Raw genomic sequence first — 26,249 nt, forward strand, 5'->3', positions numbered from 1 at the left:
CAAGACCTGAACCCCCTCTCCGTTTTCGAGCGGAGAGGGGGTTCAGGTCTTTTTTTTTGCTCTGGAGACAGGGGCCAGAACATGAACCACTTGCAAACAGCGCTGGAGATCATCGCCCTGGTCGGCGGTGCTGAGAATATCGAACATATCGAACACTGCTCCACCCGCTTGCGGCTGAGCCTGTATGACAACGGTAAGGTCAACGAAGCGGCGCTGGCAAAGGTCGACGGCGTACTGGGCGTGCGCGTGAACGTGCAGTGCCAGGTGATTATTGGTCACGACGTGGTGCAGGTCTTTGAGGCGGTGCGCTCGCTGGTGGGTTCACCTCAGGCGGACAGACAACATGCGCCTGCCAGAATCAGCCGTGGCGCGCAGATTGTTGATTTCGTGATCAGCGTTTTTCAGCCGCTGGTACCTGCTATTGCCGGTGGCGGCGTTCTGAAATCGTTGCTGCTGTTGCTGGACGTCATGGGCTGGCTCAGCCGCGACAGCTCGACATACAAAGTCCTGGATAATATCGGTTCTGCGCCGCTCTACTTTCTGCCCATCCTGGTGGCAATCACCACGGCGATGAAGCTCAAGGTGAACGTGCTGGTTGCCGTCTCGGCAGTTTCCGTGATGGTGCTGCCAGCGATGACCAAACAGCTGGCCGACGGGACGGTGTTTATGTCGTTCGATCTGCGCAACGTGGCCTACGCCTCGCAGGTCTTCCCCGCCATTCTGTGCGTGCTCTTTTACGCCCAGACGGAGAAGCTGTTCAACCGCTATTCCCCTGGCGCGCTACGCATTTTCCTCTCGCCGATGCTCTCTCTGCTGGTGACGGTCCCCGTCACGCTGCTGATCCTGGGGCCGCTGGGTTACGAGCTGGGTGCCGGCCTGGCAACGGTGATTTTGTGGCTCTACGGCAAGCTGGGTTTTGTCGCCACCGCGCTGCTGGCCGCCGCCCTGCCCTTTATGGTCGCCGCCGGGATGCACAAGCCGATGCTGCCTTACGCCGTGGCCTCCATGAGCCAGTTTGGGCGAGAAATGCTCTATCTGCCCGCGTCGCTGGCGCACAATATTGCCGAGTCCGGCGCCTGTCTGGCGATTGCGCTTAAAAGCAAAGATAAAGTACTGAAATCCACCGCCTTCTCCGCCGGGATCTCGGCTCTGTTCGGCATTACCGAACCGGCGTTGTATGGCGTCACCCTGCTGAACAAAAAAGCGCTCTACAGCGTGATCCTCGGCAGTATTGTCGGCGGGGCCTTTATCGGCTGGATGGCGATTCAGGCCTTTGCCCTCGTCGGCCCTGGCCTGGCCAGCATCTCAATGTTTGTCTCTCCGGATAACTCCATGAATATCGTCTGGGCCTTCGCCGGGGCGGGGTTATCCTTTGCCGTGGCCTTTATCAGTGCCTTCGTGCTGTGGCGCGATAAAGCGGTTGAAAGCACCGACGCGCTGAGCTTTACCCGCCCGGTTGAGGGACAGATCATCCCGCTTGAAAAGGTTAACGATGACGTCTTCTCCCGCAAAATCATGGGCGACGGGATTGCGATTATTCCTTCCCAGGGCGTGCTGCGAGCCCCGGCGGATGGAACCATTGTGAACGTGTTTGACAGCGGCCATGCGCTGAGCCTGCTCACCGACGCGGGCGTCGAGCTGATTTTCCATATCGGCATCGACACCATCAGGCTGCAGGGCGAAGGCTTCTCCCCACGGGTAGTAGAGGGCCAGCACGTGAAGAGCGGCGACACGCTGATTGAATTTTCACTCGATACCATTGCTGCCGCCGGGCTCGATCCGGTGGTGATGATGGTGGTCACTAACGGCGAACGCTTTTCGCTGACACCAGGTAATACCGACGATAAGAATCCAGACCCGCATATCATCATGACGCTTAAGGAGTCCGTGTAATGGAGAAATCCCTCCCGTTTCCGCAAGGTTTTTTATGGGGTGGCGCTATAGCCGCCAATCAGGCCGAAGGGGCATGGAATGTGGATGGCAAAGGGCCGTCCGTTGCTGACGCCATCACCTGGAAGCCCAACCTGTCCCTGAAGGATTACAGCGGCCATATGGCGCTGTCCGACGAGAACATTCGCGACGCGTTTGAAGGTAAAAATGACGCGCTCTACCCGAAACGTCGCGGCATCGATTTTTATCATCACTATAAGGACGATATCGCCCTGTTTGCTGAGATGGGCTATACCGTGCTGCGGGTATCGATCGCCTGGTCACGTATCTTCCCGACCGGTGAAGACGCCGCGCCAAACGAGGCGGGTCTGCAGTTTTATGAAGAGATGTTCCGCGAGCTGCGTCGCCATAACATCGAGCCGCTGGTGACCCTCTCCCACTACGAAATGCCGCTGGCCCTGAGCGAAAAATATAACGGCTGGGTGCACCGCAACGTGGTGGATGCCTTCGTGCGCTTCAGCAACGTCTGTTTCGACCGCTACAAAGATCTGGTCCGCTACTGGCTGACGTTTAATGAGATCGACAGTATCCATCGTCATCCGTTTACCACGGCGGGCATCCGGGAAGAGAAAAGCGCGCCGGGCAAAGCCCAGCAGGATATCTACCAGGGGCTGCATCACCAGTTTGTCGCCTCGGCGCTGGTGACGCGCGACTGCCACACCAAAATCCCGGGCAGCCAGGTCGGGTGCATGCTGACCAAACTCACTACCTACCCCCACAGCTGCCGTCCGGAAGATGTGGAAGCAACGCTGAAGAAGAATCTGGAGAACTACTTCTACGCCGATGTGCAGGTATTTGGCGAATATCCACCGCTGATCCTGCGCGATCTGGCCCGTCGGGACATCCAGATCGCGATGCAGGCCGACGATCAGCGCATTTTAAAGGATCATACTGTCGACTTCGTCTCCTTTAGCTACTACATGTCGATGACCGAATCGACCCAGCCAGACGTCGAGCGCATCCCGGGAAATACGGTTCTCGGCGTGAAAAACCCGTACCTGCCGGCCTCCGAATGGGGCTGGCAGATTGACCCCATCGGGCTGAAAATCTCTCTGCTGGAGCTGTACGACCGCTACCAGAAGCCACTGTTTATCGTGGAGAACGGCCTCGGCGCGAAGGATGTGGTGGAAAACGGCGAGATCCACGACAGCTACCGCATCGACTATTTCCGCGCCCACTTCGAGCAAACTTTGGCAGCTATAAATGAAGGGGTGGATGTGATGGGATTTACCACCTGGGGATGCATCGACATTATCAGTGCGGGCACATCGCAAATGTCCAAGCGCTACGGCTTTATCTATGTCGATCAGGATGATGAAGGCAACGGCACGCTGAAACGCCTGAAAAAAGACTCCTTCTGGTGGTACAAAAAGGTGATTGCCAGCAATGGCGCAGACATGAGCTAACCGGCCATGCCGCAGGAATAACCGTGATAACGATAAAAAAGTCGCTTAATAACAGCATGCTGCTGGTCGACAACGACCAGCGGGAGATGATTCTGTTCGGCAAGGGGATCGGCTTTGGCGCGAAGCCCGGCACTCACATCGACCTGGCGCAGGTGGAGAAGGTCTTCCTGCCCCTGAGCGATCTCAAATCCCGCCATTTTTTATCCCTGACGGACACCATTCCTGCGGCGTTCTTCGATATTAGCCATGAAATTCTTATCCTCGCGCGCAGTCTGTGCGGGGATAAGCTCAATTCCGTATTGCTCTTTACCCTTGCAGAGCATCTGCACTTTGCAGTGGAGCGCAGCCGGAGCGGGCAGACGATCCTCAATAAGCTGAGCTGGGAAGTGAAGCGCTACTACCACCTGGAGTACAGCGTGGGGTTGCAGGCGCGCGCCCGGGTCAATGAGAAGTTTGACGTCGAGCTACCTGAAGACGAGGCGGTAAATATCGCATTTCATCTGATCAACGCCAGCAGCCAGGAGGACGACAGCACCGCCCACCAGCAGGTTGAACTGGTCAACCGCATCGCCGATATCGTGCGCTACAAGCTGGGCAAGACTATCGATACGCAGTCGGTGAACTACATGCGCTTTATCACCCATCTGCGTTATTTTGCCGAGCGGGTACTGGCCGGGAAAATCGCACTCAGTGAGACCGAAGATTTTTATCAGGAGCTGATGCGCCACCGCCCGGACGCAATGACCGTCTCCTGGGCGATCCGCGACTACGTGCAGGATAAATATCAGCTCACCCTACCGAAGGATGAGCTGACGTGGTTGAGCATTCATATTAGTCGATTGATGGACGGGCAGGCGTAAATTGCCCGGTGGCGCTAACGCTTACCGGGCCTACGTTTCGAGTAACAATCAACCCTGTCGCAAATTCTGCGCCGCCTTCACCATATTCGCCAGCGCGGCGCGGGTCTCCGGCCAGCCGCGGGTTTTGAGACCGCAGTCCGGGTTCACCCACAGGCGTTCTGCCGGGATTCGCTGGGCCGCTTTCTGCAGCAGAGCTTCAATCCACTCCACGCTCGGGACGTTCGGGGAGTGAATGTCGTACACCCCCGGCCCGATTTCGTTCGGGTAGTCGAACTCTTCAAACGACTCCAGCAGTTCCATGTCGGAACGTGACGTCTCGATGGTGATCACGTCGGCATCCAGCGCCGCGATGGAATCCATAATGTCGTTAAACTCGCAGTAACACATATGGGTGTGGATCTGGGTATCGTCCTTCGCCACAGCGGCGTTGATACGGAAAGCTTCCACGCCCCACGTCAGGTAGGCATCCCAGTCGCTGCGACGCAGGGGCAGGCCTTCACGCAGGGCTGGTTCGTCGATCTGGATGATGCCAATGCCCGCCGCTTCCAGATCCGCCACTTCATCCCGCAGCGCCAGGGCAATCTGCTTCGCAATGGTTTCACGGGTCACGTCTTCACGTGGGAAGGACCAGCAGAGGATGGTCACCGGACCAGTCAGCATGCCTTTAACCGGCTTGTCAGTCAGGGACTGGGCGTACTTCGCCCACTCCACGGTGATCGCTTCCGGACGGCTGACGTCACCGATCACCACCGGCGGCTTCACGCAGCGGGAGCCGTAGCTCTGCACCCAGCCGTTCTGGGTAAAGACGAACCCGTCCAGGTGCTCGCCGAAGTACTCCACCATGTCGTTACGCTCGGCTTCACCGTGGACCAGCACGTCGAGACCTAAACGCTCCTGCTCCACAATCGCCTGTTTGATATGTTCAGCGATGCCGGTGCGGTAGTTATTTGCGTCCAGGTTGCCCTTTTTGAAGTCCAGACGCAGGCCGCGGATCTCGGTAGTCTGCGGGAAAGAGCCGATAGTGGTGGTCGGCCAGGCAGGCAGGTTAAAGCGCGCACGCTGGGCTTCGGCCCGAACCTCATAGGCGCTTTGACGCTGGCTGTCCCGGGCGGTAATGGCCGCCAGACGTTTTTCCACCGCCGGGTTGTGGACGCGGGCCGAGTGACGACGGGCCTGGATCGGGGTACTCCATTCGGTAATCGCCGCCGTGTCGCCACTATTCAGCGCATCGCGCAGCAGGGCCAGCTCTTCACATTTTTGCAGGGCAAAGGCAAACCAGCTCTTCACTTCCGCATCCAGCCGGGTTTCAACGCTCAGGTCGATGGGGCTGTGCAGCAGGGAGCAGGATGAGGCCACCCACAGCTCGCGTTTTCCGACAATGTCTTTGATCTGTCCATATTTCTCAGTGAGATCGGCGCGCCAGACGTTACGCCCGTTCACCAGCCCGGCAGAGAGCAGCCAGTCGGACGGCAGGTGTTTGTGCAGTTCCGCCACCTCATCGTTGCCGTGGACCAGGTCCACGTGCAGGCCCTGCACTGGCAGCGCGGTGATGGTGTCGAGGTTCGGCGTGACGCCTTCGAAATAGGTGGTCAGCAGCAGCTTCACCTGGCCCGCGAGGGCGCCATACGCCGGTTTGAAAGCCTCCAGCCACGCCTGCGGCAGCTCCAGCACCAGCGCTGGTTCGTCGATCTGCACCCACTCAACGCCGCGTTTTGCCAGCTCGCCCAGCACCTGCTGGTACACCGGCAGGATCTCATTCAGCAGGCTCAGACGGTCAAACTGCTCGCCCTTCACTTTGCCCAGCCACAGATAGGTGACCGGGCCCAGCAGGACAGGTTTAATCTTATGGCCCAGCGCCTGCGCTTCGTCCACCTCATCCAGCAGCTGGGTCCAGGTCAGTTTGAACTGCTGGCCTTTGACGAACTCCGGCACCATGTAGTGATAGTTAGTGTTAAACCATTTGGTCATTTCCGCTGCTGCCGCGGGCTCACCGGTCGGCGCGCGACCACGGCCAATGCGGAACAGGGTGTCGATATCCACCGATCCATCGCTGTTCTGATGACGAGCCGGTACGTTGCCAAGCAGCAGGCTGGTGGTCAGAACATGGTCGTACCAGGCGAAATCGCCTACCGGGAGCAGATCCACACCCGCCTGCTTCTGCTGATCCCAGTGACGGGCGCGCAGTTCGCGCCCCACCGCCAGCAGTTCGTCACGCGTGGCATTGCCCGCCCAGTAGTTCTCTTGTGCTTTTTTCAGTTCGCGACGAAGGCCGACGCGTGGAAAACCGAGGGTGTGGTTGCGAATTGTCATGATGTGCCCCTTGTGGAATTTTCAGGATTTAGCCGTCCAGATGTTTACACTTCCATATTGTAAAGGTACTGTATATTCCTCAAGCGCAAATTGCTCATGGCGAAGTGAAGGACTTTCATGATCGAGATAAAACACCTGAAAACGCTACAAGCGTTGCGAAACTGCGGTTCTCTCGCGGCGGCGGCAGCCACGCTGCACCAGACGCAATCCGCCCTTTCTCACCAGTTCAGCGATCTGGAACAACGCCTTGGCTTCCGTCTGTTTGTGCGTAAGAGTCAGCCGCTGCGCTTTACGCCGCAGGGGGAGATCCTGTTGCAGCTGGCCAATCAGGTGCTGCCGCAGATCGCCAGTGCGCTGCAGGCCTGCCATGAGCCGCAGCAGAGTAAACTGCGCATCGCCATTGAATGTCACAGCTGTATTCAGTGGCTGACCCCCGCGCTTGAGAACTTCCGTCAGAAGTGGCCGCAGGTGGAGATGGACTTTAACTCCGGCGTGACTTTTGACCCGCAGCCGTCCCTCATACAGGGCGAGCTGGATCTGGTGATGACCTCGGACATTCTGCCTCGCAGCGGTCTGCACTATTCCCCGATGTTTGATTTTGAAGTGCGTCTGGTGCTGGCCCCGGATCATCCTCTGGCCGCGAAAACGCGCATCACGCCGGAAGATCTGGCGACGGAAACGCTGCTGATCTACCCGGTTCAGCGCAGTCGTCTGGATATCTGGCGTCACTTCCTGCAACCGGCAGGCATCAGCCCGCAGCTGAAAAGCGTGGATAACACCCTGCTGTTGATTCAGATGGTAGCGGCCAGAATGGGCATCGCGGCGCTGCCGCACTGGGTGGTGGAGAGTTTTGAACGCCAGGGTCTGGTGGTGACCAAGACCCTGGGCGAGGGATTGTGGAGCCGGCTGTACTCTGCTGTGCGTGATGGCGAGCAGCGTCAACCGGTTACCGAGGCCTTTATTCGCTCAGCGCGGAACCACGCCTGCGACCATCTGCCGTTTGTGCGGAGCGCGGAGCGACCCAACGGCGATGTACCCACAGTGAAGCCAGGATCACCGTCCCCCCAATAATGAAGCTCGGCCAGTGCGGTTGTTCCTGCCAGATGGCGAGGTTCACCAGCAGGCCCGCAGGGACGTGGACGTTGTTCATGATCCCCAGCGTTCCGGCGTCCACCTGCGTGGCGCCGTAGTTCCACATGAAGTAACCCAGCCCGGATGCCACTACCCCCAGCCAGATCAGCACGCTCCACTGCAGCGTGGTGGTCGGCAGCTTCTGCGGATTTCCCAGCATGAACCACGCTGCTACCGCCACGATCGCCGCCCCCATATAGAACCAGGCAAAGGCGTTGTGCTGCGGCATCGGGCGGGTTTCCATCAGGCGTTTATAGCCCACCATGCCGATCGCAAAGCTGATATTGGCGAGCTGGACGAACATCAGACCGGTCCAGAAGTGATCGCTCACTTTGTCGTAGCGAATTATTGCCGCACCCGCCACCGCCAGCGCCGCGCTCAGCAGGTAGCCCCAGCGCAAGCGGCGCTTGCTCAGCAGATCGTAAATCAGGGTGATATAGAGCGGCGTCAGGACGGTAAAGAGCAGGAATTCCGATACCGACAGGTAGACGTACGCCCGGAAGCTGAACAGGTACATGATGCCAAGCTGCATCGCCCCCACCAGCATATAGAGCAGAATGGTTTTCAGCGTTTGCCCGCGCGTACGCAGGAATGGCAGAAACACCAGCGCTGCCAGCCCGACGCGCATCAGCACCGAGAAGTAACTGTCGACCTGCCCGGCAAGGTATTCGCCGATCAGGCTAAAGGAGAAGGCCCACAGGATAGTGGTGATGGTGAGTAGCGCCACAATGCTTGTCTCTCTGAAAGATGGACAGGCATTGTAGCGAACTCTTCAGTTGACAACTGAACGTTAAATAACCAAATGAAGATTATTCAAGGAACAGCTTCCGCAGGTATTTTGGCACCGCGTTGTCACCGTTGGTACCGATCACTTCCAGCTCCGGGTGCAGGTCTTTCAGGCGCTGGTGGGCGTTTTCCATAATGCAGCCTTTACCCGCCATGGAGAGCATTTCGGCGTCGTTCATGCCGTCACCAAAGGCGATGCAGTCCTGCAGGTTAAAGCCCAGACGTTTAGCCACTGCTTCGAGAGCATGGCCCTTGGAGACGCCGCCAGCCATCACTTCCAGGCAGGTGAGCGTGGAGAAGCTGACGTTAACCCGGTCGCCCCAGCGCGCATTGATCGCCTGCTCCAGCGGCAGCAGCGCTTCATGGCTGTCGGTGGTGAAGAACACTTTGCTGATGCCTTCCGGCTCCAGCAGGCCCGGTTCATACAGCGAGTAGTTGAAGACCGCCTCTTTGAAGAAACGCATCTCGTCAGGACGGTGGCGGTTCATAAACCATTCATCATCGCGATAGACGTTGGTGATGATATCCGGGTTGTTATGCATGATCGCGAACAGATCGGTGGCGATGTCGCGATCGAGGTTGTGAGTGAAGATCAGATTCCCGTCCAGATCGTGCACGCGGGCACCGTTGGAGGTGATCATGTAGGATTTGATCTCCAGATTATCGCGGATCTGCCCCACATCAACGTGGTGGCGGCCGGTGGCGAAGACAAAATTCACACCACGGGCAGTCAGGAGTTTTAAGGTCTCTTTCGCGTAAGGCGATAAAGTGTGGTCGGGAGAAAGCAGCGTGCCATCTAAATCAGACGCGACAACCTGGTACATAGGAAAATTTAACCTCTGGTGAATATCAGTTATGCCTGCCGAAAAAGTCGACGATGGCGTGGAGTGCGACTGAGCGCATGGCGTCCTTTTCGAAAAGGATCTCATGGTACGCGCCGTTTATGACCAGCGGTTGACCCCCTTCGCAAGGGTGACCGGCTGCGGCTCGCAGTTCACAAAAGCGGGTGTGCATGCGGTTATCCACGACCCGCTCCTCTTCTGCCTGAAGGATAAGCGTGGGTGTGTCGTCCTGACTGGCGCCCGCCAGGGCCTCTTCCCCTGCCAGAATGCCTTCACGCACCCAGTGGTAGGTTGGCCCCCCGACGCGTAAACGCGGTTCATCAGCATAAAAGCGCAGGTTGCGGCGATAACGCTGCCGACTGTGGGTTAACACGTTAATGGCAAAGGGCAGCGCGCGCCAGCGGCCGGTGCCGATGGCATAGCCTTCACGAATGCGCTGATGGCCCTCAGCCCAGTCGAGAATATGGCGTACCATCCAGTCCGGGAAACGCATGACAATACCAAACATCGGCGCGCTCAGGGCAATGGCATCACACTGGTGCTGCGGGTGGCGCTGTAAAAACAGCGTGGCGATTGCGCCGCCCATCGAGTGCGCCAGGATAAACCGTTTTCGCCACGGTCCGGGCTGCACTTCCTGCTGCCAGAAGGCGGCAAAATCGTCGACGTAATCGCTGAACTGACCCACATGGCCGCGGTGCGTGTCGGACAACATCCGCCCGGAACGCCCCTGACCGCGGTGGTCGATAATCAGCACGTCATAACCCAGCCGGAAAAGATCGTATGCCAGCTCGGCATACTTAACGTAACTTTCAATCCGGCCAGGGCAGATCACAATCACCGAATCGTGGGTCTCGGCCCGAAAACGAACAAAGCGTACAGGAACATCATCGACGCCTGTGAACCCGCCTTCCTCGCGCTGGCGCCAGAAATCAGTTAGCGGCCCCATAGAGAAAGCAGCAAAAGCCTTTTCTCGCGTTTCCCAGTCCTTATTCTGCTCAAACATCGGGTTTACGCCCCTGTAAGCCAAGGAATATCGTTTTTTCGTGACAGGTCGTAAAATGACGCAACATTAGCGTATTGTGGCATAAAAATAGACGATTCGGGAGCTTCAAATGACCTTCGAGTGGTGGTTCGCTTACCTGCTGACATCCATTATCCTCAGCCTTTCGCCGGGCTCCGGGGCCATCAATACCATGACCACCGCCATGAACCACGGCTATCGCGGCGCGGCCGCATCCATTGCCGGATTGCAGACCGGGCTGGGTATTCACATCGTGCTGGTGGGTATAGGGCTCGGCACGCTCTTCTCCCGCTCGGTGCTGGCCTTTGAGGTGCTGAAATGGGCCGGTGCGGCCTACCTTATCTGGCTGGGCATCCAGCAGTGGCGCGCCGCGGGTGCACTGGATCTGAATACGCTTGCTCAAACCCAGAGCCGGGGTCGCCTGTTTAAGCGCGCGGTGTTTGTGAACCTGACCAACCCGAAAAGCATCGTCTTTCTGGCGGCCCTGTTTCCACAGTTTATCGTGCCGCATCAGCCGCAGATTATGCAGTACGTGGTGCTCGGCGTGACCACCATTGTGGTCGATATTATTGTGATGATTGGCTATGCGACGCTGGCCACGCGGATTGCGACATGGATTAAAGGGCCTCGTCAGATGAAGGCCCTGAATAAAGTGTTCGGTTCGCTGTTTATGCTGGTCGGTGCGCTGCTGGCATCAGCCAGGCACGCTTAACGGGACAGGATCAGGTGAATACCGAAGCCGGCGAATAACGCGCCGGCAACGCCGTCAATCCACTTCGCCAGACGTTGATAACCGCGACGCATCGACGGAAGCGCAAACAGGCTCGCCACCACCGTAAACCAGGCGAAGGTTTCCAGTACGATCAGCAGGAAAATGCCCCAGCGTGCTCCGGCCCCGACCTCTTCACCGACGAACAGTGAGAATACCGAGCCGAAATAGATAATCGCTTTTGGATTGGCAAGATTGGTCAGCAGCCCTTTCACAAAGCTACGGCCGCCAGCCGCCAGCTCCATTTTTGGCTCAGACGCCCCGGAGTCATCTTTCTTAAACGCCCCGCGCAGCATCTGATAGCCCATCCAGCACAGATACAGACCGCCGCCGACCATGATGATGTTGTGCAGCCAGGCCATTTTATCGAGGATCAGGTTCAGGCCCAGCAGCGCCAGCGCTGCCCAGACCATGACGCCAAGGGTAATGCCCAGCACGCCCATCATCGCCTCTTTACGGGAGCGACTCACCGCCGTTTGGGAGACAAAGAAAAAGTCAGGGCCAGGGCTCATCAGCGCCACGATGTGCACCAGCGCCACGGTCAGAAACAGGGTTAACATAATTAACTCGCGGGGAAATAGTTCAGGGAGTCATCATCCTGGCACTTTTTTGCCGGGCTGACTACTCCTCATCATCGCCATCCGTATGGGAACGAATCAGCGCCATAAACTCTTTACCAAAACGCTCGAGTTTACGCGTGCCAACGCCGTTGACGCTGAGCATTTCGCTGGCGCTGAGCGGCATCTGCTCGGCCATCTCAATCAGAGTCGCATCGTTAAATACCACATACGGTGGGATATTCTCTTCGTCCGCGATAGCTTTGCGCAGCTTACGCAGCTTGGCGAACAGTTTGCGATCGTAGTTGCCGCCGTAGGATTTCTGCATCACCCGCGGCTTGAGCGCCACCACGCGCGGCACGGCCAGCTGCAGTTCCACGACGCCGCGCAGTACCGGGCGGGCCGCTTCGGTGAGCTGCAGCGCGGAGTGCTGGGCGATGTTCTGGGTGGCAAAGCCAAGGTGAATCAGCTGACGGATGACGCTGACCCAGTGCTCATGGCTCTGATCGCGACCAATCCCGTAGACCGGCAGCTTGTCATGGCCCATCTCGCGGATACGCTGGTTATTGGCGCCGCGCAGCACTTCCACCACATAGCCCATGCCGAAGCGTTGATTGACGCGGCCAATGGTGGAGAGCGCCTTACGCGCGTCCATCAGCCCGTCATACTGCTTCGGTGGATCGAGGCAGATATCGCAGTTGCCGCACGGCTCCTGACGTCCTTCGCCAAAATAGTTAAGCAGCACCAGACGGCGGCAGGTTTGCGCTTCGGCAAAGGCCCCCATCGCGTTGAGCTTATGGCGTTCAATATCCTGCAGCGCCCCCTGCGGTTTCTCTTCCAGACAGCGACGCAGCCAGGCCATATCGGCCGGATCGTAAAACAGCATCGCTTCCGCAGGCAGGCCGTCACGTCCGGCGCGGCCCGTCTCCTGATAGTAGGATTCGATATTGCGCGGGATGTCGAAATGCACTACAAAGCGCACGTTCGGCTTGTTGATGCCCATCCCAAAGGCGACGGTTGCCACCACGATTTGCAGGTCATCGCGCTGGAATTTCTCCTGCACGTCGGCGCGAATGTGGTTCTCAAGCCCGGCATGATAGGCCGCGGCGCTGAAGCCCCGGCTCTGCAGACGCGCGGCGGTGTCTTCCACTTTCGCCCGGCTGTTGCAGTAGATGATGCCCGACTTACCGCGCTGCTCCTGGACATAGCGCAGCAGCTGATCCAGCGGCTTGAATTTTTCCATCAGCATGTAGCGGATATTCGGGCGGTCGAAGCTGCTGACCTGAATCAGCGGATCGTTAAGCCCCAGCAGGCGCACAATGTCCTGTCGGGTGGTGTCGTCGGCGGTAGCGGTGAGCGCCATAAACGGCAGCTCTGGGAAACGCTGGCGCAGATGACCGAGGGCCGCGTACTCCGGACGGAAATCATGGCCCCACTGGGAGATACAGTGCGCTTCGTCCACCGCCAGCAGCACCGGGTTCCAGTGCGCCAGATGCTCAAGGAAGTTATCCAGCATCAGGCGTTCCGGGGCGATATACAGCAGACGTACCTGTCCGGTACGGCACCCGGCCATCACGTCCTGCTGCTGCTCGCGGGTTTGGGTGGAGTTGATGCAGGCCGCCGCTACGCCGTTCGCCAGCAGCTGGTCGACCTGATCTTTCATCAGCGAGATCAGCGGTGATACCACCACCGTCAGGCCGTTCATCACCAGCGCGGGAACCTGATAGCACAGCGATTTCCCGCCGCCGGTCGGCATCACCACCAGACAGTCACGGCCCGCAAGGGCGGTGTTAATGATGGTTTCCTGGCCCGGGCGGAACTGCTGGTAGCCAAAGGTTTCGTGCAAAACCTGTTTAGCCAGCAACTCCTGATTTACGACTTCCGCCTGCACCACATCAACCCCATTTGCCTGAAATAAAAACAGGCGCTATTTTCAGCGCCTGCGAGAGAAACTTCAACGTTTAAGACAAAAACATTCGAGGAGGCTAGAAAAGATCGTTCAGCATCACGCCTATGCCGACGCGGGTCTGGTTGAAGTTATAGTCGATCAGCGATTCGCCATAGCCGCTATACACCTGAGTATACAGACGAACATGTTTGGTCAGCGGGTAGCTGACGCCCATCTCCGCGCCGCCGTAGCCGGTATTCCAGTTGTACTGGCCCTTCACGCTAAGGACCGCTTCACCCAGCTGATAGCCCACCCGCAGCTGATAGTAGCCCATGTATTTGGTGATATCCGGGTTATCGTCGGTATTGCCCACCACATACCAGGGTTTGACCTCCACCAGCCAGTTGTTGTTTTGCGCCATCAGGCGGGTGTAGAGGCGGTTCCAGCTGCGCGACGTTGGGTCGGAGCGGCCATTCGACATGTGGTTATAGCCAAACTCTACGTCCCTCAGCGTCCAGCCCGCCAGCGAGTAATCGGTGGCGAAACCGAGGAACAGCTGTGGCTCATAATTGGTTTCACGGAACGGCGATGATTCGTCGCTGTTCGACAGCTGCCACCAGGATTTTTGCGTGTAGGAGCCACCCAAAATCGAATTCGGCCCCAGAATGCCGCGCCACAGCGGGAAGGCGAGGCTCAGCTGAAACTTCACCTCATCTTTTTGCGAATCGTCGGCCCAGTCATAGGTGCGGATCGCCTCTTTATTGAGATCGCTGGTGGCAGTGTAGATGAGGTAGTTGCTGTCATAGGGATAGAGCGTAAAGGGATTATCGTGCTCTTCCAAAAGGTTAGCGATGATGCTGCCACGTACGGCAGGCACCTCCTGAGTTACCGCTTCCTGTGCGAATGCCACAGAGGGCAGCGTAACCGCCGCCAGGAATCCGGCCTGATAAATGCGCATCGGTGATGCTCTCCTGCTAAAGAGTTTTAATGAAGAATTATTTTGATCCCTTTTAACATATTTCAGTAATAGCCGCTTCACCTGCGCTCTGAATCTGGAAATTCACATTAATGAGGCATAAAATCAACAGCCTTATAACACTAAGGATGTGACGTGCTATGTCTGCCACGCTAACTGCCGACCAGGCCCTGAAGCTTGTCGGCGAGATCTTCGTCTACCATATGCCGTTCAACCGTGCGCTGGGGCTTGAGCTGGAGCGCTACGAGAAAGATTTTGCCCAACTGAGCTTTAACAACCAGCCGATGATGGTCGGTAACTGGGCGCAAAGCATTCTTCACGGCGGGGTGATCGCCTCTGCCCTCGACGTTGCCGCCGGGCTGGTTTGCGTCGGCAGCACCCTGACCCGCCACGACACCATCAACGAAGACGAGCTGCGCCAGCGCCTGTCGCGGATGGGCACCATCGATCTGCGCGTCGATTATCTGCGCCCCGGTCGCGGGAACCGCTTTACCGCCAGCAGCAGCCTGCTGCGGGCGGGCAATAAAGTCGCGGTCGCACGCGTGGAGCTGCATAACGAAGAGCAGGTTTATATCGCCAGCGCAACCGCCACTTATATGGTGGGTTGAGAGGGTAAAATCGGGTAAAATTGCGTTACTTTTTTGTAACGGATTTTCCTGATGGATGCTAAACAGACGCGGCAGGGCGTTTTACTCGCGCTTGCCGCCTATTTTATTTGGGGCATTGCGCCCGCCTACTTCAAACTGATTCACTACGTTCCCGCTGACGAAATTCTTACCCACCGCGTGATCTGGTCGTTTTTCTTTATGGTGGCGCTGATGAGCGTAAGCCGTCAGTGGTCAGGGGTAAAAACCCTCCTGAAAACGCCGAAGAAAATTTTCCTGCTGGCCCTGTCTGCGGTATTGATTGGCGGCAACTGGCTGCTGTTTATCTGGTCGGTCAACAACCATCACATGCTGGAGGCGAGCCTCGGCTACTTCATTAATCCGCTGGTGAATATCGTGCTGGGGATGCTGTTCCTTGGCGAGCGCTTCCGCCGGATGCAGTGGCTGGCGGTGATCCTCGCCCTCTGTGGCGTGCTGGTTCAGCTGTGGACCTTTGGCTCGTTGCCGGTGATCGCCCTGGGGCTGGCGTTCAGCTTCGCCTTCTATGGCCTGGTGCGCAAGAAAATCGCCGTGGAAGCACAAACCGGGATGCTGTTTGAAACCCTGTGGCTGCTGCCAGTGGCCGCGATTTACCTGTTCGGCATTGCCGACAGCAGCACCAGCCATATGGGCAGTAATCCGTGGACGCTGAACGCGATGCTGATGGCGGCCGGTGTCGTCACCACCATCCCACTGCTGTGCTTTACCGGTGCGGCAACGCGTCTGCGCCTGTCGACGCTGGGCTTCTTCCAGTACATCGGCCCGACGCTGATGTTCCTGCTGGCGGTGCTATTCTACGGCGAAGTGCCGGGCGCAGATAAGATGGTGACCTTTACCTTTATCTGGGTGGCACTGGCGGTATTTGTGGCGGATGCGATTTATACCCAGCGCAGGACGCGCAAAGGGTTGTAGAACGAAGTAGGCCCGGTAAGCGTAGCGCCACCGGGCATAACATCACAGCCAGTTACGGCGCTTAAAGTAGAGATACGGCGCGAGACCGGCGAGCACCATAAAGACAATCGCCCCCGGATAACCAAAGCTCCATTTCAGCTCCGGCATAAACTCAAAGTTCATCCCGTAGCTGGAAGCCACCAGCGTTGGCGGCAGGAACACCACCGATACCACCGAGAAGATCTTGATAATGCGGTTCTGCTCGATGTTGATAAAGCCCATCGCCGCCTGCATCAGGAAGTTGACCTTCTGGAACAGGGATTCATTGTGCGGCAGCAGGGATTCGATATCGCGCAGGATCTCACGCGCCTGCTCCAGCTGACCGCCCGGCAGACGCGCCTTGCGCACCAGGAAGTTCAGCGCGCGCTGGGTATCCATCAGACACAGGCGCACCTTCCAGCCGATATCTTCCAGCTCCGCCAGGGTCGAGAGCGCTTCGTCGTACTCATCGCCCTGATGGCCTTCCATGATGACCCGGCTCAACTTTTCCAGATCGCTGTAGATGTTCTCAATCTCATCCGCCAGCTGTTCAATTTTGGTTTCAAACAGGTCAAGCAGCAGCTCATAGGCGTTGCCGTCCACCATCGCCTGGCTACGGGCGCGCATACGGTAGAGACGGAACGCGGGCAGTTCACGCTCACGCAGGGTAAACAGGCGACCATCGCGGATGGTAAATGCGACGGTGGAGTTACCGGCGTGATCTTCCGCATCTTCGAAGAAGAAAAAGGAGTGGATGTGCAGACCGTCTTCGTCTTCGAAGAAACGGGCCGATGCCTCGATGTCTTCCAGTTCCGGGCGGGTGGCCAGGCTTTGTCCGAGCTCAGATTGTACGCGCAGGCGTTCGTCGTCGTCCGGCTCGACCAGATCCACCCAAACGGCGTCAATGAGGGGTTGTGACTCTTCAGCTTCAAGCCGAATCAGTCGGTTCTTTTCCAGTTGAAATGCGCTCAGCATGACCGGGACTCCCAATGCAAAAAATATCGGACAGTTCGGTGGGCACACAGAAACAAATTGGGTTTCAGACCATTAAACAGCCTGACTCAGCGCGACGGGAATAACTGTCGCTGACAACCACTAAGGGCATCAGCGTGAGGAGATAGCCTTAGGAGTTGTTCCTGGATGACAGGGAATTGAGCCAGCATCTACTGGGTGTGTCCAAGGCGAATGTCCTCTTAGCGTAATCGTGCGCGCATGTTACGCCAGCAGTCACAGCGGCGTCAACACGCAACGAAACGCTGAAGAACTTTAAATGCCCTTCAGCGTTTAAGCCTGGCAGCTAATTAAAAAATAGTGATATTTTTCGGAAAGTTACACTGCTTCGAGCCGGGCGTAAGCGGCCACCAGCCATTTGATCCCCTGCCCCTGGAATGCCACCTGCAGACGGCTGTGTTCCCCGCTGCCTTCCAGATTTACAATCGTGCCTTCTCCGAATTTGGCGTGGCGGACACGCTGGCCGAGTTTGAATCCGCTGTCGTTTTCTGAGATCGGTGCCCCCAGGCGCTGATGGCTCACCGGACGGCTGATGCTGGCCCGCAGACGGACCTCTTCCACGCACTCTTCCGGCAGTTCGCCAACAAAACGTGACGGGCGGTGATACACCTCTTTGCCGTACAGACGACGGGTTTCGGCATAGGTCAGGGTCAGCTTTTGCATCGCGCGGGTCACGCCGACGTAGGCCAGGCGACGCTCCTCTTCCAGACGACCGCCTTCATCCAGCGACATCTGGCTCGGGAACATCCCCTCCTCCATGCCGACGATAAACACCTGCGGGAACTCCAGCCCTTTGGCCGAGTGCAGGGTCATCAGCTGAACCGCGTCCTGCCAGGTGTCGGCCTGCCCTTCGCCCGCTTCCAGCGCGGCATGGGACAGGAACGCCTGCAGCGGCATCAGATCTTCTTCTTCGTCGTTGTAGCTGAACTGGCGCGTAGCCGTCACCAGCTCCTCTAAGTTCTCGATACGGGTCTGGCCCTTCTCGCCCTTCTCCTGCTCGTACATCATGCGCAGGCCGGAGTCTTTGATCACCCGGTCGGTCTGAACGTGCAGCGGCATATCAGCGGTTTCCTGGGCCAGGGCTTCAATCAGCTCAAGGAAGCGTTGCAGGGCGCTGGCCGCACGACCGGCGAGGGCCTTCTCCTGCAGCAGCTCGCGACACGCCTGCCACAGGGTCAGCTGGCGATCGCGGGAGGTCTGACGCACCACGTCGAGAGTGCGATCGCCGATGCCGCGGGTCGGGGTGTTGACCACGCGCTCAAAGGCCGCGTCATCGTTACGGTTGGCAATCAGGCGCAGATACGACAGCGCATCTTTGATTTCCTGTCGTTCGAAGAAGCGCATCCCGCCATAAATGCGGTACGGCATGCTGGCCTGCAGCAGCGCCTCTTCCAGCACGCGCGATTGGGCGTTGCTGCGATAGAGAATGGCGCACTTCTCCAGCGCACCGCCGTTGTCCTGCCAGGTTTTGATCCGGTTCACCACGAAGCGGGCTTCATCCAGCTCGTTAAAGGCGCAGTAAAGCGAGATCGGCTCGCCGTCGATGCCCTCGGTCCACAGCTTTTTACCCAGACGACCGTTGTTATTTTCAATCAGGGCGTTAGCCGCGCTCAGGATGTTGTTGGTGGAGCGGTAATTCTGTTCCAGGCGAATGGTTTCTGCGCCAGGGAAGTCCTTGAGGAAGCGCTGGATGTTCTCCACCTGCGCGCCACGCCAGCCGTAGATCGACTGGTCGTCGTCGCCAACGATCATCACCTTGCTGGAGTCGCCCGCCAGCATGCGGATCCACGCGTACTGAATGTTGTTGGTATCCTGGAATTCGTCCACCAGGATGTTGGTAAAGCGCTCGCGGTAGTGCTGCAGGATATGCGGCTTGTTGAGCCACAGCTCATGGGCGCGCAGCAGCAGCTCGGCGAAATCCACCAGCCCGGCGCGATCGCAGGCCTCCTGATAGGCCTGATAGACTTTCTGCCAGGTCTGCTCAATCGGGTTGCCAAAGCTCTGGATATGGTGCGGGCGCAGCCCTTCGTCTTTCTGGCTGTTGATGTACCACATCGCCTGACGCGGCGGCCACTGCTTCTCGTCGAGGTTCATGGCTTTGATCAGACGCTTCAACAGGCGCAGCTGATCTTCGCTGTCGAGGATCTGAAAGTCCTGCGGCAGGTTAGCATCCAGATGGTGCGCGCGTAGCAGACGGTGCGCCAGCCCGTGGAAGGTCCCGACCCACATGCCGCCCTGGCTGGTGCCCATCAACTGGGCGATACGGTGGCGCATCTCCGCCGCCGCTTTGTTGGTGAAGGTGACCGCCATAATCGAGTACGGCGAGCAGTTCTCGACGCTCTGCAGCCAGGCGATGCGGTGTACCAGCACGCGTGTCTTACCACTGCCCGCCCCTGCCAGCACCAGCATATTGGTGCGCGTCGCGGCAACCGCGTCACGCTGTTTGTCATTAAGGCTGTCGAGCAGGTAAGAAACGTCCATTGGGCACCGCCGCAAAGAGGTAATCCGGCGGCCAGTAGCCGCCGGATACACTGTTAATTTATACAGAACTACTGGTGATTATATCAGCGTGGTGAGGGATGCCAACCGTGAAATTTCGATGTGCGGCAGCAGGCGGCTGTCGGCGGTCTGCATCAGATCGGCCTTTTCCGGCTTGATCCAGCAGGCCTGCATCCCGCAGCGGATCGCCCCTGCGACGTCGGTGGTCAGGTCATCGCCCACATGAAGAATTTCGCCCAGCGGCAGGCCGAGCTTCTCCGCCGCCAGATGATACATATCGTTGAACGGCTTGGAGCGCCCGTGCGGGCCTGCGCGCAGCACAAACTCGAAGTAGTCACCCAGGCCGAACAGCTCTGGCTGGGCGTTGCCGTTGGTGATAGCCACCAGCGGCCACTTCTCTGCCAGTTTCGCCAGGGTATCGTGGGTCTCCTGCGGGACGTCGATGCGACTGCGCCACTGGGCAAAGTGCGCCATCGAGGCTTCCGCGCCCAGGGCGGCTTCGGCGGCGCTCAGGCCGGCATTGAGCATCGCTTGCTCCACGGCACGGCGACGCCATTCGGTGACATCGTGATAGATTTCTGGCTCGGTTTGCCGTAACGCCTGGCGCAGACGATGGAACTCTTTATTTTCCAGCGTTTTTAACGCCGGGTGGTAATTTTGCACAAACGTCAGCGCTTCCTGCTCGGTTCGCAGGATCACCTCGCGGTTGTCGTAAAGGGTGTCATCGAGGTCGAACGTCAGTGCTGAGATGTGGCCTAATGGACGATAAAAACGCATTATTTCCCCCGTTTGGCGCGTGGATGCGCCGCGTCGTACACCGAGGCAAGGTGTTGAAAATCAAGATGGGTATAGATTTGGGTGGTGGACAAATTGGCGTGGCCCAGCAACTCCTGCACCCCACGCAAATCACCGCTGGACTCCAGCATATGGGTGGCGAATGAGTGGCGCAGTTTATGCGGATGAACATGGCTGTTCAGCCCCTGCTTGATCCCCCACTCGGCAAAGCGTTTCTGCACGTTACGCGCCGAGATGCGCTTCCCGAGCTTCGAGAGAAACAGCGCATTGTCTTCGGTGCCAAACAGCCCGCGCAGATCGAGCCAGTGCTCTATCCACGCCACGGCGTTGCGGCCAATGGGCAGGCGGCGCTCTTTACTGCCTTTGCCCATCACCCATACTTCACCGGTGTCCAGATCGAGGTGTTTGATATCGAGGTTCACCAGCTCGGAAAGACGTAACCCCGCGCCGTACATCACCTCCAGCATCGCCCGATCGCGTACCGCCAGCGGATCGTTAAGATCGATATCCAGCAGGCGGTTCACGTCATCGACGTCGATATTTTTTGGCAGATGGCGCGGCGCTTTTGGCGCGGCAATGCCTTTGGCCGGGTTGGCGTTAAGCTCGCCCTGGCTTACCAGCCAGTCGAAGAAGCTGCGCAGGGCCGACAGACGCAGCGCGAGGCTGGCAGGACCAAGCCCTTTCCGGCGGCTGCGTACGGCAAAGGCGCGTACCGTGGCGGCATCACACTGCTGCCAGCTCTTGAGGCCGATCTCGTCAGCCAGCTGCATGATGGCATCAAGCTGACGCTGATAGTTGACCAGGGTGATCGGGCTGAGCTGGCGCTCAACGCTCAGATAGCGCAGAAAACGCGTGACGGCAGGGGCCAGCAGAGCATCGGTCATACGCGTTCAATCCAGCGCTCCAGCAGCTCGGGCAGCATCTGCGCGATCTCCTGTATCAGCTGTGTTCCTTGTCCCTGCTGATAGTGCTGCGGGTCGCGGCTGGTGAACAACATCACGCCGAGATCGCCATCGCGTCCCATCAGCGACATCGCCACTGAACCAATAGCTTTGGCCTCCGGCAGGACCACCAGCAGTTCCGGGCCATTCAGCGGCCCAAGATAGTGGTTCTCACATCCCATACGCTGAATGCGCACCGGCTCAAACGCCTGACGGTTTAACGCCAGATGGGTAAACCCGGAAGGTGCACCGATACGCCAGCGATCCGGGAACAGGCGCAGGGTTGCCCCGGCCAGCCCCAGCTCGCGTGCCCAGCGATGCAAACGAAGCAGAAATTCGTCCAGGCTGCTGGCCGAGGCCAGTCGTGACTGCAGGTGCAGCAGACGCTGGAACAGGCCCTCATTACTGGTAGCCTGCTCCATCAGCAGCGAGATGTTCTCTTCAAGATGGTTGATATGATTGCGCGAACGCGCCATATGCCATTCGACCAGCGAGACCGTCCCACGAATTGGATGCGGCACGCGCATCTCTTCAACGACGCGTGCATTGCGAATGAAAAACTCAGGATGGCGCAGCAGATAATCAACAACCGCCCGGTCGTCCATCTCCGTCAGCGTTTCCTGCAGTTCTTCTCCTGGTTGTTTCATAGATGGATAAACCCGTCGTAGACTTGTGTTGCCGGGCCCGTCATATACAGCGGCTGACCCGGGCCTTTCCAGGCGATATCAAGACGGCCGCCTGGTAAATCCACGCGCACCTCTTCCGCCAGTAAACCTTGTGCAATCCCCACCGCGACGGCCGCACAGGCACCGCTGCCGCACGCCTGCGTCTCGCCTGCCCCGCGTTCAAAGACGCGCAGACGGATGTGCTCGCGTGTGATGACCTGCATAAATCCAATATTGGCGCGCTCAGGGAAACGTTCATGGCTTTCCAGCACCGGACCGAGCGTCTCAACGGGCGCGGTCGCAACGTCATCAACCTGAATCACGCAGTGCGGGTTCCCCATGGAGACCACGCCGCATAAGACTGTCTGCTCCGCGACGCGCATGATATAGGTCTTTTCCGCTTTGTTGGCGCGGAACGGCACCTGCGACGGCTCGAAGTTCGGCTCGCCCATATTCACGCGCACCAGCTCGTCGTCGGTAACGCTCAGCACCATGCGTCCATTGGCGGTACTGACGCGGATATCGCGCTTGTTGGTCAGCCCCTTCAGCCGGACAAAGCGGGCAAAACAGCGCGCACCGTTGCCACACTGGGAGACTTCGCTGCCGTCAGCATTAAAGATGCGGTAGTGAAAATCGAGATCCGGATCGTAGGGCGGCTCAACCACCAGCAGCTGATCAAAGCCTACGCCGAGATGCCGATCGGCCAGACGGCGGATCAGCTCCGGAGAAAAGAAGACATTCTGCGTTACCGCGTCGACGACCATAAAATCATTGCCAAGGCCATGCATTTTAGAGAACTGCATCATTTACTCCATTGCGCGGTTCGCAACGCGCGTCAGTAATTCACCTGGCTTGGGCCGCCATTATCGCCGCGATCGTTACGATCTGGCATGGTGGTTTGTACGGGGCTTTGCGCTTTTTTGGTCGGTGGCGGCGCGGTTTTATCTGCCGGTGGGAAATAGAGCGGCCCTTTCAGACCACAGCCACTCAGGCTAAACAGTGCGAGGAGAACGGCAAGCGTTCCAAAAACGTTTTTCATTATCAGGTTGCCTGTAAGTTCATGCTTTCTGTTTTCTATCATCGCAGGAGAAGACACAAAAGCAAGAGTTTGCCGCTAACCTGCAACCGGAATTATTTAGCGTTATACTGCCGCCATCACGAAATACAGGAACAGAACCATGAATGACAGTGAATTCCATCGCCTTACCGATAACCTGTGGCAAACCATCGAAGAGCGTCTTGATGACTGGGATGGCGACAGCGACATCGATTGTGAAATCAACGGCGGCGTGCTGACCTTAAGCTTCGAAAACGGCAGCAAGATCATTATTAACCGTCAGGAACCGCTTCACCAGGTGTGGCTGGCCACTAAACAGGGCGGCTACCATTTCGATCTGAAGGGCGACGAGTGGATTTGCGATCGCAGCGGTGAAGCGTTCTGGGATCTGCTGGAGCAGGCCGCGACGGCGCAGTCAGGTGAGGAAGTGAGTTTCAGGTAGTTTTGTTGCCCGGTGGCGGCTACGCCTTACCGGGCCTACAAGGGCTCGAACCGTAGGCCGGATAAGCAAAGCGCATCCGGCTCAGCGGCTCAGGAGAAATACTGCTGCAACAGCGGTGTCGCATCCTGATTGGCCGGTGCGGCGGCAATCACCTGGGTGCGGAACGGGATCACCTGCGCACGACCATCAACCTTCACAATCTGGTAGAACTGCGGCAGGTTGAAGTTAATAAAGCTTGAGCCGTAGGTAAAGCGGTCATGCGAAGACGAGTAGAAGCGGCTGACGTCGCGCACCAGCTCCTCTTTGCTGCCTTCGCAGTGGTGATACACCTCGGCGCGGTTGGTTTCATCAAGAATGTAGATATTGAAACCGGCATCATCGCCCGACTCTTCAAAGAAGAACTGAATAATCCCTTCGCTGGCAAAGCCATCAACCACCTGCGGCAGTTTGACGTGGTTAGTCTCAACCTGTACCGACAGACCATGCAGTTTGTTGTGGGAAATAGCGCCATAAAACTCGATGGCGTTTTCCAGCTTCTGCACTGAAACGTTCAGACGCTCAAAGAACAGACCCCAGGTCTGCCCGGAGACGCGCAGCGCTTTAAAGCGCCCGGTTTCCTGGCGGGTGCTGGAGAGACGCAGATCGATACACTCGGAGACCAGCTGCTGTACGCGGGTACGGATCAGGCCGCGCAGATGCTGGCTGTAGCAGAAGACCTCAACGCTGTCCGGCGGAGCGGCATCCTGGTGCATCTTGCCGAGAATGGTTTTCAGCGCTTCGATCATCGCCTGCTCGCCGTTGAAGTGCAGCGTACGCACTTCGTTCCACGAGTTGCGGTAGAGCAGATCGACGCTGCCCACCAGGCAGTTTTGCTGCTCGCCAAAGCTGAACACATCCAGCTTACGGAAATCGAAATGCACCACCTGATTGCGGAACGCCGCCGTCGGGTCGTATTCCAGGTTGACGATAATCGCCAGATGGCGAATTTCGCACGGGCTGTAGAGCGCTTTCGGCGTCGGCGCAGGCAGGCGCAGCGGGAAGTGGTGCGACACATCCGCGACCATCTCCTGCAGTTTGGCGAGATCGACGATCTCGTTGCCCTTAATAAACAGGCGAGTACGTGACGTCAGCAGGCCATTAAACCAGGCCCAGGCTACCAGCTTGTTCAGATAGCGGTTATATTCCAGCGGCTGATGGCTGATGATCGAGTCCATGCTTGGCGCACGGTTGTACAGATACCACCCGGTGCGGTTCGCGCGGCCCGGCGGCACATAGATAAAGGTCAGGTTTGGTTCAGACAGGTCCGGCGAAATCTGCGGGTTCACCAGCGTCACTTTACCGGGCAGCGCTTCAAACGCGGCATACAGTTTACGGGTCAGAACACCGATATCCTGCGGGCTGGCGGAAACGCTGAGGTTGTTGCGACGGGCAAAGCGGATCAGGTTACGGTAGCTCTGCATCATGGCATCGAGCAGTTCGTTGTGTGCTTCACGCACCTGATCGATCTTCCAGTTAGCGCGGTTATCGAGCATCGACAGACGCTCTTCGTCCCATCCCCACTCTTTGACTAACTGACTGACCACTTCACGACGCCAGCCGACGCATGCACGTTCGCGGCTGAGCTTCTCACAGACTTTGAGGTAGAAACATCGACGGACCAGATCCAGACGGGTCGGATCGTCGATGGCTTTCAGGTATTCAGTGACGCGCTCGAGCATCATGCAGTAGGCATCCAGACCGAAAGAGACGATCTCGCCATCATGCAGACGCTGTTTAATGTCTTTCGCCAGCAGGCGCGGCGTCGGGTATTCCCACGAGTAGGCTTCAAGCAGCAGCGTTTTCAGCACCGCTTTGTACGGGGAATCGATACTTTTATACAGCTGCCACAGGCTCGCACCGAAATACTCTTCGGCAGACAGCGAACTCAGGCCGCCCAGATCCAGCCACTCGTTTGGCGTCAGGACCCCCTGGGCGTAGAGCTTCATGACGTAATCGTCGTAATGCTCTTCTTCGTCACACGGCACCATACTCCAGAGAATACGCTTCCCGGCCAGGCGCACCGCGGTACGGTAAAACTCATCCAGCAACAAGATGTGCTGCGTCGAGCCGCAGTCCTCACCACCCAGACTGCCGCTTTCATTATGGCGGAAACGGTTTTCATCAATCAGGAAGAAGCTCACTTCCACACCGAGCGAGGCCGCCCAGCTCTCAAGCAGGCTGCATTTACGCTGCAGCAGCTGACGCTCGTCGTTATCGAGCCAGGATTGATGGCAGACCCAGATATCCAGATCCGAGGAACAGCTTTGCCCTACCGAAGAGGTACTGCCCATGGTATAGACGCCGGTGATCGGCAGCTCCCCTTTCGGGGACTCCTGCGGCGGCATGCCACGGTAGAGCTCCAGCTCTTTCAGGTAGTGTTCTTGGGTTTCATCAGGCGTGAAAAGGCAGATGCCCTGGGGAACGTTACCGTCGAGGTAACCCGGCATCAGTGGGTGGTGATAGTGCAACAATGTCGGCAGAAGACTGTAAACCTGCTGGAAAGCAGGACCCATCGCAGCAAGCGCGCGATCGACACGCAGTTGGTTGATGGCATCCAGTCTCTGTTTCAGAGTCTCAATATAGAGGTACAAGACGTATCGCCTGATGTTCAGAAAGCACTAATCCTCATCAGGACCGAGGATTACGCGTTCACAGTATTTCGAAAGTAACCGTCGCCCTTTTTCGCCCTTATCTTTATGGTCTCGGAGACGAAAAAATGGTCTAAAACGT

Annotated in this window: 24 protein-coding genes; 8 read left to right on the forward strand and 16 right to left on the reverse strand. The window is 57.8% G+C overall.

Annotated elements, in window-relative coordinates; all coding sequences use genetic code 11:
* The first annotated feature begins 81 nt into the window (after nt 1–81).
* From SOM40_RS22395 to SOM40_RS22405, 3 genes are read left to right on the forward strand one after another with little or no spacing between them, the layout of a single operon-like run.
* A complete protein-coding gene (locus SOM40_RS22395) occupies nt 82–1,893 on the forward strand; it encodes a beta-glucoside-specific PTS transporter subunit IIABC (protein ID WP_320531138.1) in 1,812 nt (603 codons plus the stop codon).
* Nucleotides 1,893–3,356 carry a glycoside hydrolase family 1 protein gene (locus tag SOM40_RS22400; protein ID WP_320531137.1) on the forward strand — a complete coding sequence of 488 codons (1,464 nt, stop codon included), beginning with the start codon at nt 1,893–1,895 and terminating at the stop codon, nt 3,354–3,356. Before SOM40_RS22395 ends, SOM40_RS22400 begins: the two co-directional genes overlap by 1 nt.
* Nucleotides 3,357–3,379: 23 nt before the next feature.
* The gene (locus SOM40_RS22405; RefSeq protein WP_320531136.1) at nt 3,380–4,216 is read left to right on the forward strand and encodes a PRD domain-containing protein; all 837 of its coding nucleotides are present in this window, start codon (nt 3,380–3,382) and stop codon (nt 4,214–4,216) included.
* 48 nt (nt 4,217–4,264) lie between these two features.
* Here SOM40_RS22405 and metE read toward each other — a convergent pair whose 3' ends face one another.
* Nucleotides 4,265–6,526: a 5-methyltetrahydropteroyltriglutamate--homocysteine S-methyltransferase gene (gene metE / locus SOM40_RS22410; protein ID WP_320531135.1), complete on the reverse strand. Its 2,262-nt coding sequence runs from the start codon at nt 6,524–6,526 to the stop codon at nt 4,265–4,267.
* Between the two features lie 117 nt (nt 6,527–6,643).
* On the opposite strand from metE, the gene metR reads away from it, so the two are divergent.
* Entirely contained in the window at nt 6,644–7,597 is a 954-nt protein-coding gene (gene metR, locus SOM40_RS22415) for an HTH-type transcriptional regulator MetR (RefSeq protein WP_106995915.1), read from the forward strand.
* Here the strand turns inward: metR and SOM40_RS22420 are convergent.
* The 3 genes from SOM40_RS22420 to pldB all read right to left on the reverse strand — a co-directional run bounded on the left by SOM40_RS22420 (nt 7,485) and on the right by pldB (nt 10,288).
* Nucleotides 7,485–8,384 (reverse strand): carboxylate/amino acid/amine transporter, encoded by a 900-nt coding sequence (locus SOM40_RS22420; RefSeq protein ID WP_106995916.1) that lies wholly within the window; start codon nt 8,382–8,384, stop codon nt 7,485–7,487. The two genes, metR and SOM40_RS22420, sit on opposite strands and share 113 nt — an antisense overlap.
* An 82-nt stretch (nt 8,385–8,466) precedes the next feature.
* Nucleotides 8,467–9,267, reverse strand: a complete 801-nt coding sequence (gene yigL, locus SOM40_RS22425; RefSeq protein WP_106995917.1) for a sugar/pyridoxal phosphate phosphatase YigL — start codon at nt 9,265–9,267, stop codon at nt 8,467–8,469.
* A gap of 25 nt (nt 9,268–9,292) precedes the next feature.
* Complete coding sequence (gene pldB, locus SOM40_RS22430; RefSeq protein ID WP_106995918.1) at nt 9,293–10,288, reverse strand: lysophospholipase L2; 996 nt, start codon at nt 10,286–10,288, stop codon at nt 9,293–9,295.
* Nucleotides 10,289–10,397: 109 nt separating this feature from the next.
* On the opposite strand from pldB, the gene rhtB reads away from it, so the two are divergent.
* Nucleotides 10,398–11,018, forward strand: a complete 621-nt coding sequence (gene rhtB, locus SOM40_RS22435; protein ID WP_106995919.1) for a homoserine/homoserine lactone efflux protein — start codon at nt 10,398–10,400, stop codon at nt 11,016–11,018.
* Here the strand turns inward: rhtB and rhtC are convergent.
* From rhtC to pldA, 3 genes are all read right to left on the reverse strand, one after another.
* Nucleotides 11,015–11,635 (reverse strand): threonine export protein RhtC, encoded by a 621-nt coding sequence (gene rhtC, locus SOM40_RS22440; protein WP_106995920.1) that lies wholly within the window; start codon nt 11,633–11,635, stop codon nt 11,015–11,017. The two genes, rhtB and rhtC, sit on opposite strands and share 4 nt — an antisense overlap.
* 61 nt (nt 11,636–11,696) lie before the next feature.
* Nucleotides 11,697–13,526, reverse strand: coding sequence for an ATP-dependent DNA helicase RecQ (recQ, locus tag SOM40_RS22445; RefSeq protein WP_225759982.1), 1,830 nt, complete (start codon nt 13,524–13,526; stop codon nt 11,697–11,699).
* A 91-nt stretch (nt 13,527–13,617) separates the two neighbouring features.
* Nucleotides 13,618–14,478, reverse strand: coding sequence for a phospholipase A (gene pldA, locus SOM40_RS22450; protein ID WP_320531134.1), 861 nt, complete (start codon nt 14,476–14,478; stop codon nt 13,618–13,620).
* A gap of 158 nt (nt 14,479–14,636) precedes the next feature.
* Here pldA and yigI point away from each other — a divergent pair, with 158 nt between their 5' ends.
* Both yigI and rarD read left to right on the forward strand, forming a co-directional pair.
* The gene (gene yigI / locus SOM40_RS22455) at nt 14,637–15,104 is read left to right on the forward strand and encodes an acyl-CoA thioesterase YigI (RefSeq protein ID WP_106995923.1); all 468 of its coding nucleotides are present in this window, start codon (nt 14,637–14,639) and stop codon (nt 15,102–15,104) included.
* A 51-nt stretch (nt 15,105–15,155) separates the two neighbouring features.
* Entirely contained in the window at nt 15,156–16,052 is an 897-nt protein-coding gene (gene rarD, locus SOM40_RS22460) for an EamA family transporter RarD (RefSeq protein WP_320531133.1), read from the forward strand.
* Between the two features lie 42 nt (nt 16,053–16,094).
* Here rarD and corA read toward each other — a convergent pair whose 3' ends face one another.
* From corA to lptM, 8 genes are all read right to left on the reverse strand, one after another.
* Nucleotides 16,095–17,045 (reverse strand): magnesium/cobalt transporter CorA, encoded by a 951-nt coding sequence (corA, locus tag SOM40_RS22465; RefSeq protein ID WP_262660733.1) that lies wholly within the window; start codon nt 17,043–17,045, stop codon nt 16,095–16,097.
* 148 nt (nt 17,046–17,193) lie between these two features.
* Nucleotides 17,194–17,301 (reverse strand): YsgD/CorL family protein, encoded by a 108-nt coding sequence (gene ysgD / locus SOM40_RS22470; RefSeq protein WP_391488956.1) that lies wholly within the window; start codon nt 17,299–17,301, stop codon nt 17,194–17,196.
* 98 nt (nt 17,302–17,399) lie between these two features.
* A complete protein-coding gene (gene uvrD / locus SOM40_RS22475; RefSeq protein WP_106995926.1) occupies nt 17,400–19,562 on the reverse strand; it encodes a DNA helicase II in 2,163 nt (720 codons plus the stop codon).
* A gap of 78 nt (nt 19,563–19,640) precedes the next feature.
* The gene (gene yigB / locus SOM40_RS22480; RefSeq protein WP_106995927.1) at nt 19,641–20,357 is read right to left on the reverse strand and encodes a 5-amino-6-(5-phospho-D-ribitylamino)uracil phosphatase YigB; all 717 of its coding nucleotides are present in this window, start codon (nt 20,355–20,357) and stop codon (nt 19,641–19,643) included.
* Nucleotides 20,357–21,259 carry a tyrosine recombinase XerC gene (xerC, locus tag SOM40_RS22485; protein ID WP_320531132.1) on the reverse strand — a complete coding sequence of 301 codons (903 nt, stop codon included), beginning with the start codon at nt 21,257–21,259 and terminating at the stop codon, nt 20,357–20,359. Before xerC ends, yigB begins: the two co-directional genes overlap by 1 nt.
* Complete coding sequence (locus SOM40_RS22490; RefSeq protein WP_106995929.1) at nt 21,256–21,963, reverse strand: DUF484 domain-containing protein; 708 nt, start codon at nt 21,961–21,963, stop codon at nt 21,256–21,258. The genes xerC and SOM40_RS22490 overlap by 4 nt, the downstream gene beginning before the upstream one ends.
* The gene (gene dapF, locus SOM40_RS22495; RefSeq protein WP_106995930.1) at nt 21,960–22,784 is read right to left on the reverse strand and encodes a diaminopimelate epimerase; all 825 of its coding nucleotides are present in this window, start codon (nt 22,782–22,784) and stop codon (nt 21,960–21,962) included. The genes SOM40_RS22490 and dapF overlap by 4 nt, the downstream gene beginning before the upstream one ends.
* Nucleotides 22,785–22,816: 32 nt before the next feature.
* The gene (gene lptM, locus SOM40_RS22500; protein WP_106995931.1) at nt 22,817–23,020 is read right to left on the reverse strand and encodes an LPS translocon maturation chaperone LptM; all 204 of its coding nucleotides are present in this window, start codon (nt 23,018–23,020) and stop codon (nt 22,817–22,819) included.
* A gap of 139 nt (nt 23,021–23,159) precedes the next feature.
* On the opposite strand from lptM, the gene cyaY reads away from it, so the two are divergent.
* Nucleotides 23,160–23,480 carry an iron donor protein CyaY gene (gene cyaY, locus SOM40_RS22505; RefSeq protein WP_320531131.1) on the forward strand — a complete coding sequence of 107 codons (321 nt, stop codon included), beginning with the start codon at nt 23,160–23,162 and terminating at the stop codon, nt 23,478–23,480.
* 89 nt (nt 23,481–23,569) lie between these two features.
* Here cyaY and cyaA read toward each other — a convergent pair whose 3' ends face one another.
* Complete coding sequence (gene cyaA, locus SOM40_RS22510) at nt 23,570–26,110, reverse strand: class I adenylate cyclase (protein ID WP_106995933.1); 2,541 nt, start codon at nt 26,108–26,110, stop codon at nt 23,570–23,572.
* Nucleotides 26,111–26,249 lie beyond the last annotated feature (139 nt).

The sequence above is a fragment of the Leclercia sp. CFBP8987 genome (genome assembly GCF_034044995.2).
Classification (GTDB): domain Bacteria; phylum Pseudomonadota; class Gammaproteobacteria; order Enterobacterales; family Enterobacteriaceae; genus Enterobacter; species Enterobacter tamurae.

Excerpts from the sequence above, each read along its gene's own strand:
- SOM40_RS22400 (WP_320531137.1), top strand. The coding sequence starts at position 1,893 with ATGGAGAAATCCCTCCCGTTTCCGCAAGGTTTTTTATGGGGTGGCGCT.
- xerC (WP_320531132.1), bottom strand. The coding sequence starts at position 21,259 with ATGACCGATGCTCTGCTGGCCCCTGCCGTCACGCGTTTTCTGCGCTAT.
- pldA (WP_320531134.1), bottom strand. The coding sequence starts at position 14,478 with ATGCGCATTTATCAGGCCGGATTCCTGGCGGCGGTTACGCTGCCCTCT.
- SOM40_RS22395 (WP_320531138.1), top strand. The coding sequence starts at position 82 with ATGAACCACTTGCAAACAGCGCTGGAGATCATCGCCCTGGTCGGCGGT.
- rhtB (WP_106995919.1), top strand. The coding sequence starts at position 10,398 with ATGACCTTCGAGTGGTGGTTCGCTTACCTGCTGACATCCATTATCCTC.
- SOM40_RS22490 (WP_106995929.1), bottom strand. The coding sequence starts at position 21,963 with ATGAAACAACCAGGAGAAGAACTGCAGGAAACGCTGACGGAGATGGAC.
- rhtC (WP_106995920.1), bottom strand. The coding sequence starts at position 11,635 with ATGTTAACCCTGTTTCTGACCGTGGCGCTGGTGCACATCGTGGCGCTG.
- yigL (WP_106995917.1), bottom strand. The coding sequence starts at position 9,267 with ATGTACCAGGTTGTCGCGTCTGATTTAGATGGCACGCTGCTTTCTCCC.
- yigB (WP_106995927.1), bottom strand. The coding sequence starts at position 20,357 with ATGCGTTTTTATCGTCCATTAGGCCACATCTCAGCACTGACGTTCGAC.
- uvrD (WP_106995926.1), bottom strand. The coding sequence starts at position 19,562 with ATGGACGTTTCTTACCTGCTCGACAGCCTTAATGACAAACAGCGTGAC.
- pldB (WP_106995918.1), bottom strand. The coding sequence starts at position 10,288 with ATGTTTGAGCAGAATAAGGACTGGGAAACGCGAGAAAAGGCTTTTGCT.
- yigI (WP_106995923.1), top strand. The coding sequence starts at position 14,637 with ATGTCTGCCACGCTAACTGCCGACCAGGCCCTGAAGCTTGTCGGCGAG.
- metE (WP_320531135.1), bottom strand. The coding sequence starts at position 6,526 with ATGACAATTCGCAACCACACCCTCGGTTTTCCACGCGTCGGCCTTCGT.
- cyaY (WP_320531131.1), top strand. The coding sequence starts at position 23,160 with ATGAATGACAGTGAATTCCATCGCCTTACCGATAACCTGTGGCAAACC.
- lptM (WP_106995931.1), bottom strand. The coding sequence starts at position 23,020 with ATGAAAAACGTTTTTGGAACGCTTGCCGTTCTCCTCGCACTGTTTAGC.
- metR (WP_106995915.1), top strand. The coding sequence starts at position 6,644 with ATGATCGAGATAAAACACCTGAAAACGCTACAAGCGTTGCGAAACTGC.
- rarD (WP_320531133.1), top strand. The coding sequence starts at position 15,156 with ATGGATGCTAAACAGACGCGGCAGGGCGTTTTACTCGCGCTTGCCGCC.
- dapF (WP_106995930.1), bottom strand. The coding sequence starts at position 22,784 with ATGCAGTTCTCTAAAATGCATGGCCTTGGCAATGATTTTATGGTCGTC.
- corA (WP_262660733.1), bottom strand. The coding sequence starts at position 17,045 with ATGCTGAGCGCATTTCAACTGGAAAAGAACCGACTGATTCGGCTTGAA.